This window comes from Flavobacterium aquaticum (assembly GCF_003259835.1).
Lineage (GTDB): Bacteria > Bacteroidota > Bacteroidia > Flavobacteriales > Flavobacteriaceae > Flavobacterium > Flavobacterium aquaticum.
Genome location: NZ_QLMI01000004.1, coordinates 122494 through 134551, shown reverse-complemented (window position 1 = coordinate 134551; position 12058 = coordinate 122494). Strand labels below are relative to the sequence as shown.

Genomic DNA, 12058 nt, shown 5'->3' with positions numbered 1-12058 from the left:
AATTTTGTGCAAAAGTAACTTTTTTTTGTAGAAATTTCTGTTAATAGTCGCTTATAAATGTTGTGGAATAGTCTCGAATTGTTATTTTTGTCGATTACAACTTAAAATGTATAAATTAATATGAAAATTAATCGCCTACTTATTTTTGGTTTTTTATTTATTCAGTCTTTTTTGTTTGCTCAAACAAAGGAAGTTTTATTTTCAATAGACAATCATCCTTATTACACTGACGAATTTATTAGGGTGTACAACAAAAACTTAGATTTAGTAAAAGATGATTCTCAAAAAGATTTAGATAAGTATTTAGATTTGTTTTTGGGATATAAATTAAAAGTTGAGAAAGCAAATAAACTAGGATTGCAAAATGGTGCGAACTATCAAAACGAATTGAAGTCATATCGCAACCAATTATCTAAGAATTATTTGAATGATTCAAAAGTAACTAACGAATTGGTTCGTGAAGCTTACGATAGAATGCAACAAGAAGTAAGAGCTTCACATATTTTAGTTTTGGTAGATGAAGGCGCATCTCCTCAAGATACTTTAAAAGCCTATAATAAAGTTCTAGATATTAAAAAAAGATTAGATGCTGGTGAAGACTTTGTAAAAGTAGCGCAGCAATTTTCTGAAGATCCATCAGTAAAAGAAAACAATGGCGATTTAGGCTATTTTTCAGCTTTTAGAATGGTATATCCTTTTGAAAATGCAGCTTATAAAACTAAAGTAGGTCAGGTTTCAAAACCATTTCGCACTCGTTTTGGATATCACATTATAAAAGTGGTTGATAAAAGAGTAAATCGTGGAGAAGTTACAGTAGCGCATATTATGGTTTTAAAACAAACCGATGTAACTCAACAAGAGAAAGCTAAAACTACTATTGATGATATTTATAAAAAAATTCAACAAGGTGAAAGTTTTGAAAGTTTAGCACAGCAATTTTCGGAAGATAAATCTTCAGCACCAAAAGGTGGTGTTTTGCAACGTTTTGGTTCAGGACAATTGAGTTCTGAAGAATTTGAAAATGTAGCTTTTGAATTAAAAGAGAAAAATCAAATTTCGGCACCATTTGAATCGCAATTTGGATGGCATATTGTAAAACTAATTGAAAAACATCCAGTGCGTTCTTTTGATGATATGAAGATGGAATTAGAAGATAAAATTAGAAAAGACGAACGTTCTTTGTTAATTACAAATTCGTTAGCTAAGAAGGTTAGAGGGAAATATTTGTTTACAAAAGACGCTAAATTAATTGCAAAAATAAAAGGTGTTGTAAACGACGAATTTTATTCGCAAACATGGGTTGTTCCAGAAAAAACTAAAGAATTAGAAGGAACTATTTTAACTATAAATAAAGATAAGAAAGTAAATTCTAAAGTATTTTTAGATTTCATTGCTTCTAAGCAAAAATCAAATATTAAAACAAAACCTGTTGCTAAATTAGTAGACGAATTGTTTGAAAAATTTATTGATGAGCAATTGATAGCTTATTACAATGATAATTTAGAGAGTGAGTTTACTGAATTCAAAAATGTAATGGACGAATACAGAGACGGTTTATTGCTTTTTGATTTGATGGAAAAAGAAATTTGGAATAGAGCCAAAAATGATACTATCGGATTAAATGAATATTTCCAAAAAAACATCAAGAATTACCAATGGAAAAAAAGATATAGTGCAGATATTTTATCATCTACAGATTTAAAAGTAATTGAAAAAGCACAAAAGTTTTTGAAAAAAGGAAAATCAATAGATTATATTAAAGAGCAACTAAATAAAGATGGTAAAATAAACATTATGTCAAAATCGGGAATGTATGAGGAAGATTATGATGTGTTGCCACAATTTAATAATTTGTCTAAAGGAGTATCTTCTATTGTTTCTAAAGATAAATACCATTTTGTTGTAAATATTACCGATGAAAAACCAGCTGGTGCAAAAGAATTAACCGAATGCAAAGGGAAAGTTATTAGCGATTATCAGCAATATTTAGAAAATCATTGGGTAGACGAATTAAGAAAAGAGTTTAGTATCAACATAAATCAAGACGTATTCGCTAAAGTTAAAAATCAATTGAATAATTAATGAAGTATTGGATTCAAATAATTTTACTTACACTATTGGTTTCTTCGTGCGATTATTTTAAAGCGCCAAGAGAACCAAAAGCAATCGCTCGTGTAGGTAAAAGTTATTTATATGAATCTGATATTTTAGATTTAGTGCCAAAAGGAACTTCAAAAAAAGATAGTATAGCAATCGTTAAGTCATTTATAGACAGATGGGCTACTCAAAAATTACTTTTTGAAGCTGCTGAGAAAAATATTGGAAAAGAACAACTAGACGAATTTAATGTTTTAATAGATCAATATAAAGTTGATTTATATACTAAAGCCTATTTAGAAAATTTAGTAATTAGACAAGTAGATACTTCAGTTACTGATGGTCAAATAGTTGATTATTATAGTAAAAACAAGCAATACTTTAAGAATTCGTCAGAATTGGTTAAGTTGCGATATATCAATTTAGTTAAAGAAAATCCAAAATTTGCAAAAATTAAATCAAAGTTTAGTTCCTTTACCAAAAAAGATAAAAAGGAGTTAGAGCAAATGGCGGTTCAGTTTAAAAGTTATGCTTTTAACGATTCCATTTGGGTTGATATTAATCAGATTTATGAAAAAATTCCGTTCATTAACATTGAAAATAAACAGAAATATATTTCTGGTGGAATGAATTTTCAGTATCCTGATTCAACAACTATTTGGCTAGTAAAAGTTAATAGTGTTTTGCCAAAAGATAGCGCTACACCATTAGAATTTTTAAAACCAACAATTAGACAAATTATTATCAATAATAGAAAATTAGAATTAATTAACACCTTAGAAAAAGAGATTACGAATGACGCAATCAAAGACAATAAATATGAAATTTATAAATAAAAAATTACTTTTTGCATTACTTTTAATAACATCAACAACAGTATTTGCACAGCCTAAAAAACAAAAAGTTGATGGAGTTATAGGAGTTGTAGGAGATTATGTTGTACTTGACTCTGATATCGATTTAGATTACATCACCTTAAAAGCTCAAGGAGTTGATGTTAAAGATATTTCAAGATGTGAACTTTTTGGAAAGCAATTAGAAGATAAGTTATATGCTCATCAAGCTGTTCAAGATAGTATTGTAGTTACTGATGCAGAAGTGAATTCCTATTTGAATGAACAATTAGACGCAGCCGTAGAACAAATAGGTTCTATGGAAAAAGTAGTTAAATATTACAACAAAAAAAATGAAGAAGAATTAAGAAATCATTTTTTTGATGCTGTAAAAATGAACAAACTTACATCTCAAATGAGAAATAAGATTGTAGAAGGTGTTACTATTACTCCAGAAGAAGTTAGAAATTTTTTCAAAGGAATTCCAGCAGACGAAATTCCAACTTTTGGTGCCGAAATGGAAGTGGCTCAAATTGTTGTAAAACCTGTTATTTCTGAAGAAGAAAAGAAAAGAGTAATTGATAAATTAAAAGAAATTAAACAAGACGTATTAAACGGTTCTAGTTTCTTTAGTAAAGCGGTTTTGTTTTCTGAAGATCCAGGATCAAGTTCAAACGGTGGTTATTACAAAATGAATCGTAAAACTGCTTTCGTTAAAGAATTTAAAGATGTAGCTTTTAGTTTAGCTGAAGGTGAAATTTCTGAGCCTTTTGAAACAGAGTTTGGTTATCATATCATTATGGTAGATAAAATTAAAGGTCAGGAAGTAGAATTGCGTCATATTTTAATTGCTCCAAAAGTATCAACTCAAGCAATGAAAGATGCTAAGGAAAAAATCGAACAGATTCGAAATAAAATCGTAAACAAAGAAATTACATTCGCAGATGCAGCAAAATCTTCATCTGACGAAAAAGAAACAAGAAATAGTGGAGGTGTTTTATTAAACCCAAGAACTATGGAACCAAGATTTGAATTAACTAAAATGGATCCTACTTTATATGCTCAAGTTTCTTCTTTAAAAGATGGTGAAGTTTCGTTGCCAATTTTAGATGAAGAAAGAGGGTCAGGTAAGTTCTATAAAATAATTACGGTTAATAACAGAATCGAAGAGCACCAAGCAGATTTTTCTAGAGATTATTTAAAAATTAAAGAATTAGCTTTGAGAGATAAACAAATCAAAGAAATTGCAAAATGGTCTGAAGAGAAAATTAAAGAAACCTATATTAAAATTAGTGATGAATATAAAGATTGTGATTTCGCTAATAATTGGTTAAAAAAATAAATTAACTAACCCTTTGAATTTTCAGAGGGTTTTTTATTATTTTAGAGGTTTAATAATTAAGTTCAATTTTCCGAATTCTAAAATTCTAAATTCAATATGTCAGACGTAGCAGCCATTCAGGAATTAGTTCAAAGACAAAAAGCATTAAAGCAAGAAATTGCAAAAGTAATTGTGGGTCAAGATGAAGTAGTACATCAAATTGTGATGAGTATTTTTTCTGGAGGTCACGCTTTGCTCATTGGCGTACCTGGTTTAGCAAAAACTTTAATGGTAAACACCATTTCTCAAGCTTTAGGATTGAATTTCAAAAGAATTCAGTTTACACCCGATTTAATGCCATCTGATATTTTAGGAAGTGAAATCTTAGACGAAAATCGTCACTTTAAATTTATCAAAGGACCAATATTTTCAAATATTATCTTAGCTGATGAGATCAACAGAACTCCACCAAAAACGCAAGCAGCTCTTTTAGAAGCTATGCAAGAACGTGCAGTAACTGTAGCTGGACATCATTATAAATTAGATTTGCCTTATTTTGTATTAGCAACTCAAAATCCAATTGAGCAAGAAGGAACGTATCCGTTACCAGAAGCGCAATTAGACCGTTTTATGTTTGCCGTAAAATTAGATTATCCAAGTTTTGAAGAAGAAGTAAATGTGGTAAAAGCAACCACTTCTGATTTTAAACCAGTAGTAAATTCTTTATTCACGGCTCACGAAATTATCGATTTTCAAAATGTAATTCGTAAAATTCCAGTGGCAGATAATGTTATTGAATACGCGGTTTCATTAGTAAGTAAAACACGTCCCGATAATCCATTATCGAATGAATTTGTAAAAACATATATCGATTGGGGTGCTGGTCCACGTGCTTCTCAAAATTTAATTTTAGCTGCAAAAACTAATGCCGCTTTTAATGGGAAATTCTCGCCAGATATTGAAGATGTAAAAGCAGTTGCAGTAGGAATTCTTCGTCATAGAATTGTAAAAAATTATAAAGCTGATGCCGAAGGAATTTCAGAAGATGATATTATTAAAAAGCTGTTTTAATATGAATTTAAAGTTTTTAATTGCACTCGTTTTTCTTTCCTTGAATAGTTTTTCACAATCGCAATGGAGAGCTTTGTCATCTGCTATTTCTAATCCAAATAATCAACGATTTGACGATGTTTTTTTCTTAGATGAAAACCTTGGTTGGGCTTTAAATGGAAGTTATGCATCTGTTTATAAGACTATAGATGGTGGCGTAACATGGACACAACAGTTGAATGAAACGGCTTTAGGTGCTAATTATTACTTTAGAAATATTGAGTTTTTAAATCAGAATGTAGGTTTTGTAGGAACTTTAACAAATAATAAATTTTTTAAAACAATTGATGGAGGTACTACTTGGTCTGAAATAACAAATATTTCTCCTGCGCCAAGAGCTATTTGTGGTTTAGATGCAGTTGGAACATCAACTGTTTACGGTTGTGGAGCTTATTTTTCAACTACGCCATTTATTGTAAAATCTGTCGATAGCGGAGCAACTTGGCAATATATTAATATGTCAAGTTATGCAACAGGTTTGGTAGAAATTATGTTTATAGATGAGAATTTTGGTTATGTTTCAGGAAGAAGTGCTACAGGAGGTATAGTTCTAAAAACAACAGATGGAGGTCAAAGTTGGGTTGAAATTTACAATAGTGGAATTCCAGGTGAGTATGTATGGAAAATGCAACTTTTACAAGGAAATTCAGATGTTATTTTTGGTTCAATTGAATCTGTTACTCCAAATAATGGTAAACTAATACGAACTACAAATGCTGGTGTTACTTGGGAAACTAAAAATGCTCCTGAGGTTGAAATTCAAGCAGTTGGTTTTATTTCTTTAGATCATGGTTGGATGGGAGGTCATAGTACTGGATTTTATGAAACGAATGATGGAGGAAATACTTGGGTAAACCTGAATGTTGGTAGTAATCTCAATAGAATTTTTATTATAAACGAAAATTTGGCTTACGCTTCAGGCACAACAGTTTATAAATATGATCAAACATTAAGTAGTACAGATTTTCAGGAAGTTCCGAGAGTTCCTTTGTTAGCAAAAGTAGTTCCAAATCCAATAGTCGATAAATTAAATTTGAGTATTAATTTTAAAGATTCGGATAACCTCAATATTGAATTGTACGATAATTTAGGTAGAAAACTTAAAGACCTCTTCTTTGAAGAAATTACCCAGCAAGGTGAAAAATTATACTCTTTTGACTTTCCCTACCCAAAAGGTGTTTATTATGTTAATTTACATAGTAATACAGGGCGTCAAAGTATAAAAATCATAAAATAATTTTTAATTTAAATTAAAAACTTTATTTGGTTTTTATTATCTTTTTTCGAAATTCTTAAAATTTGCCTTCAAAATAAATAATTTGTAAATAATTAACCTATTTTCTTATTAATATTGAAAAATAACCATTAAAATAGAATGTTTATAAATAATAATTCTTCTATTTAGGCTTTTTATTAAAAATTTTTAAATCCAATTAAGATTTATTAAATTTGTGCCACCAAAAAATACAACAAACACTAATTAACTTATTTATAGTATGGCGTTAGCTACTGAAATGAATCTTTATAACGAGTATATTAAAGAAATCGAAGAAAGAAAAGGTCAAGGATTACACCCAAAACCAATTGATAGAGCTGATTTGTTAAACGAAATCATTGCTCAAATTAAAGATACAAACAACGCAAACAGACAAGATTGTTTGAAGTTTTTTATCTACAACACTTTGCCAGGAACAACTCCTGCTGCTGGTGCAAAAGCAAAATTCTTAAAAGAGATTATTCTTGGTCAAGAAGTAGTTGCTGAAATTACTCCAACATTTGCTTTTGAATTGTTATCTCACATGAAAGGTGGACCTTCAATTGAAGTACTTTTAGATTTAGCATTAGGAAATGATTCAAATATTGCAAATCAAGCGGCTGAAGTTTTAAAAACACAAGTTTATCTTTACGATGCTGATATGGCTCGTATCAAAGAAGCTTATGAGAATGGAAATACCGTTGCTAAAAATATTTTAGAAAGTTATGCTAAAGCAGAATTCTTCACTAAACTTCCAGAAATTGCAGAAGAAATTAAAGTAGTAACCTTCATCGCTGGTGAAGGTGATATTTCAACCGATTTATTATCTCCAGGTAATCAAGCGCACTCGCGTTCTGACCGTGAATTACACGGAAAATGTATGATTACACCTCAAGCGCAAGAAGAAATTAAAGCATTACAAGCGCAACATCCGGATAAATCGGTAATGTTAATTGCTGAAAAAGGAACAATGGGTGTAGGTTCTTCTCGTATGTCGGGTGTGAATAACGTGGCACTTTGGACAGGTAAACAAGCAAGTCCTTATGTACCATTCGTAAATTTCGCTCCAATTGTAGGAGGAACAAACGGAATTTCTCCAATTTTCTTAACTACAGTTGACGTAACAGGTGGTATTGGAATCGATTTAAAAAACTGGGTGAAAAAAACAGATGCAAACGGTGAATTAGTTCGCGATGAAAAAGGAGAGCCAATTTTAGAGCAAGTGTATTCAGTTGCTACTGGTACGGTTTTAACTATCAATACAAAAACAAAAAAATTATACAACGGAGACAAAGAATTAATTGACATTTCTAAAGCATTCACGCCTCAGAAAATGGAATTCATCAAAGCAGGTGGTTCTTATGCAATTGTTTTCGGTAAAAAAATCCAAACTTTCGCAGCTAAAACTCTTGGAATTGAAGCGCCACTAGTTTATGCACCTTCAAAAGAAGTTTCAGTTGAAGGACAAGGTTTAACAGCTGTTGAGAAAATCTTCAATAGAAATGCGGTAGGAACTATTTCTAAAAAAGCATTACACGCTGGTTCTGATGTTCGTGTAACAGTAAACATTGTAGGTTCTCAAGATACTACTGGTTTAATGACAGCTCAAGAATTAGAGTCTATGGCAGCAACTGTGATTTCTCCAATTGTCGACGGAGCTTATCAATCAGGTTGTCATACGGCTTCTGTTTGGGATAAAAAAGCACAAGCTAATATTCCAAAATTAATGCAATTCATGAACGACTTCGGTTTAATCACAGCTCGTGATCCAAAAGGCGTTTATCATGCAATGACCGACGTAATTCACAAAGTATTAAATGATATTACGGTTGATGAATGGGCTATCATTATTGGTGGTGATTCACATACAAGGATGTCTAAAGGAGTTGCTTTTGGTGCAGATTCAGGAACAGTTGCTTTAGCTCTTGCTACAGGTGAAGCTTCAATGCCAATTCCAGAATCAGTAAAAGTTACTTTCAAAGGAAATATGGCAAGTTATATGGATTTCCGTGATGTGGTTCATGCTACGCAAGCGCAAATGTTACATAAATTTGGTGGTGAAAACGTATTCCAAGGAAGAATCATCGAAGTACATTTAGGAACATTAACAGCAGACCAAGCGTTTACTTTTACAGATTGGACAGCCGAAATGAAAGCAAAAGCTTCAATTTGTATTTCGGAAGATGAAACGTTAATCGAATCATTAGAAATTGCAAAGGGAAGAATCCAAATCATGATTGATAAAGGCATGGACAACAAAAACCGTGTACTTCGAGGATTAATCGACAAAGCAAACAAACGTATTGCTGAAATCAAATCAGGTGAAAAACCAGCTTTACGTCCTGATGCTAATGCAAAATATTATGCAGAAGTTGAAGTAGATTTGGATGTGATTAACGAACCAATGATTGCTGACCCCGATGTAAATAATAAAGACGTTTCAAAACGTTATACTCACGATACAATTCGTCCACTTTCTTTCTACGGAGGTGATAAAAAAGTAGATTTAGGATTCATCGGTTCTTGTATGGTGCACAAAGGCGATATGAAAATCTTAGCGCAAATGCTTAAAAATATCGAGAGACAACAAGGTAAAGTGGAATTCAAAGCGCCTTTAGTAGTTGCTCCACCAACATACAACATTGTTGACGAATTGAAAGCAGAAGGTGATTGGGAAGTATTACAAAAATATTCAGGTTTTGAATTTGATGATAATGCACCAAAAGCTGCAGCTCGTACAGAATACGAAAACATGTTGTATTTAGAGCGCCCAGGTTGTAACCTTTGTATGGGTAACCAAGAAAAAGCGTCTAAAGGAGATACAGTTATGGCAACATCAACTCGTTTGTTCCAAGGAAGAGTTGTTGAAGATACAGCAGAGAAAAAAGGAGAATCATTATTATCATCTACTCCAGTGGTAGTTTTATCAACAGTATTAGGTAGAACACCTTCAATTGAAGAATACAAATTAGCGGTAGAAGGAATTAACTTAACTAAGTTTGCTCCATCGCACAAATTATTGGTAAGATAATATTGAAGCTATTATTATAAATTAAAAAGTCTAAGTTCTACTTAGGCTTTTTTTTATTTTTTATCTGTTCATTTTTTTGTAAATTAGGAGGTTTAAAATAACATAACTAAATAAAATTATTACTATGGCATTCGATATTGAAATGATTGAAAAAGTGTACGCTAATATGGCGGCTAGAGTGGATAAAGCTCGAGACATTGTTGGACGTCCATTAACGTTGTCTGAGAAAATTTTGTATTCGCATTTATGGGAAGGAATGCCAAATCAGACATTTACAAGAGGTAAAGATTATGTAGATTTCGCTCCAGATAGAGTAGCGTGTCAAGATGCGACAGCTCAAATGGCATTATTACAATTCATGCACGCAGGAAAAAAGACAGTTGCAGTTCCAACAACAGTTCACTGTGATCATTTAATTTTAGCAAAAAATGGTGCGAAACAAGATTTAGAGTTAGCAAACAAGCAATCAAAAGAAGTTTTTGATTTTTTATCTTCAGTATCCAATAAATACGGAATTGGATTTTGGAAACCAGGTTCAGGAATTATTCATCAAATCGTATTAGAAAATTACGCTTTCCCAGGTGGTTTGATGATTGGAACCGATTCTCATACCGTAAATGCAGGTGGTTTAGGAATGTTAGCAATTGGTGTTGGTGGTGCTGATGCAGTAGATGTTATGTCGGGCATGTCTTGGGAATTAAAATTTCCAAAATTAATCGGAGTAAAGCTAACAGGAAAATTAAATGGTTGGACTTCACCTAAAGATGTAATTCTAAAAGTAGCGGATATCTTAACTGTAAAAGGAGGAACTGGTGCTATTGTAGAATATTTCGGAGAAGGTGCCGAATCAATGTCGTGTACCGGAAAAGGAACCATTTGCAACATGGGAGCTGAAATTGGAGCTACGACTTCAACCTTCGGTTATGATGATTCTATGAGAAGATATTTAGCAGCAACTGGTCGTCAAGGTGTGGTAAATGCTGCCGATAAAGTAGCGTCTTACTTAACTGCTGATGCTGAAGTTTATGCGAATCCAGAAAAATATTTCGACCAATTAATTGAAATCAATTTATCTGAATTAGAGCCACACATCAACGGACCTTTCACTCCAGATAGAGGAACACCAGTTTCTAAAATGAAGGAAGAAGCTGCAGCTAACGGTTGGCCAATAAAAGTTGAATGGGGGTTAATAGGTTCGTGTACCAATTCCTCTTACGAAGATATGTCACGCGCTGCTTCTATTGTAAGACAAGCGGTGGCTCATGGAATTACTCCAAAGGCAGAATTCGGGATTAATCCAGGTTCAGAGCAAATTCGTTATACTATTGAAAGAGACGGAATCATTGCCGATTTCGAAAAAATGGGAACTAAAGTATTTACAAATGCTTGTGGACCTTGTATCGGACAATGGGATAGAGAAGGAGCAGACAAACAAGAAAAAAACACCATCGTGCATTCGTTCAACCGAAACTTTTCAAAAAGAGCCGATGGAAATCCAAATACACATGCTTTTGTAACTTCTCCAGAAATGGTAGCAGCTTTAGCGATTTCAGGTCGTTTAGATTTTAATCCGATTACCGATACTTTAATTAATGATAAAGGAGAAGCGGTAAAATTGAATCCGCCTTTTGGAGATGAATTGCCAACTAAAGGTTTTGATGTAGAAGATCCAGGATTTCAAGCGCCAGCAGCTGATGGTTCTAGCGTAGAAGTTGTGGTTTCACCAACTTCAGACCGATTACAATTGTTAGCACCTTTTGAGGCTTGGGATGGTAAAAATTATACAGGAGCAAAATTGCTAATCAAAGCGTTTGGAAAATGTACGACAGACCATATTTCAATGGCTGGACCTTGGTTACGTTTCCGCGGACATTTAGATAATATTTCGAATAATATGTTGATTGGTGCAGAAAATGCATTCAACGGAAAAGCAAATTCAGTTAAAAATCAATTAACGGGTGCTTATGACGAAGTGCCAAAAGTGCAAAGAGCTTACAAAGCCGCTGGAATTCCATCTATTGTTGTAGGTGACCATAATTACGGAGAAGGTTCTTCACGTGAGCACGCGGCTATGGAACCACGTTTCTTAGGTGTGAAAGCAGTTTTAGTAAAATCATTCGCTCGTATTCATGAAACGAATTTGAAAAAACAAGGAATGTTAGCTTTAACCTTTGCAAATGAATCAGATTACGATAAAATTCAAGAAGATGATACGATTAACTTCTTAGATTTAACTGAATTTACACCAGGGAAATCGCTGACATTAGAATTTGTTCATGCTGATGGAACAAAAGATATAATTTCAGCAAATCATACTTACAACGACAGTCAAATTGGTTGGTTTGTGGCTGGTTCTGCTTTAAACTTAATTGCGGCAGGAAAAGCGTAATTTAAATTTAAAATAATGTTAA

At 32.5% G+C, this 12058-nt stretch carries 7 protein-coding genes; all 7 read left to right on the top strand.

The genetic code is table 11. The features are described from left to right. The first annotated feature begins 120 nt into the window (after nt 1-120). The 7 genes from B0I03_RS07425 (at nt 121) to B0I03_RS07395 (ending at nt 12036) form a co-directional block, all read left to right on the top strand. A complete protein-coding gene (locus B0I03_RS07425; protein ID WP_111566822.1) occupies nt 121-2082 on the top strand; it encodes a peptidylprolyl isomerase in 1962 nt (653 codons plus the stop codon). Continuing rightward, on the top strand, nt 2082-2933 hold the full coding sequence (locus B0I03_RS07420) for a hypothetical protein (protein WP_111566821.1): 852 nt from the start codon (nt 2082-2084) through the stop codon (nt 2931-2933). Before B0I03_RS07425 ends, B0I03_RS07420 begins: the two co-directional genes overlap by 1 nt. Further along, entirely contained in the window at nt 2917-4272 is a 1356-nt protein-coding gene (locus B0I03_RS07415) for a peptidylprolyl isomerase (protein ID WP_111566820.1), read from the top strand. Before B0I03_RS07420 ends, B0I03_RS07415 begins: the two co-directional genes overlap by 17 nt. Before the next feature lie 96 nt (nt 4273-4368). Then, a complete protein-coding gene (locus B0I03_RS07410; RefSeq protein ID WP_111566819.1) occupies nt 4369-5322 on the top strand; it encodes an AAA family ATPase in 954 nt (317 codons plus the stop codon). Nucleotide 5323: 1 nt separating this feature from the next. Continuing rightward, a complete protein-coding gene (locus tag B0I03_RS07405; protein ID WP_111566818.1) occupies nt 5324-6598 on the top strand; it encodes a YCF48-related protein in 1275 nt (424 codons plus the stop codon). A gap of 277 nt (nt 6599-6875) precedes the next feature. Then, a complete protein-coding gene (locus B0I03_RS07400) occupies nt 6876-9647 on the top strand; it encodes a bifunctional aconitate hydratase 2/2-methylisocitrate dehydratase (protein WP_111567018.1) in 2772 nt (923 codons plus the stop codon). Between the two features lie 124 nt (nt 9648-9771). After that, complete coding sequence (locus B0I03_RS07395; protein WP_111566817.1) at nt 9772-12036, top strand: aconitate hydratase; 2265 nt, start codon at nt 9772-9774, stop codon at nt 12034-12036. Nucleotides 12037-12058: the final 22 nt, after the last annotated feature.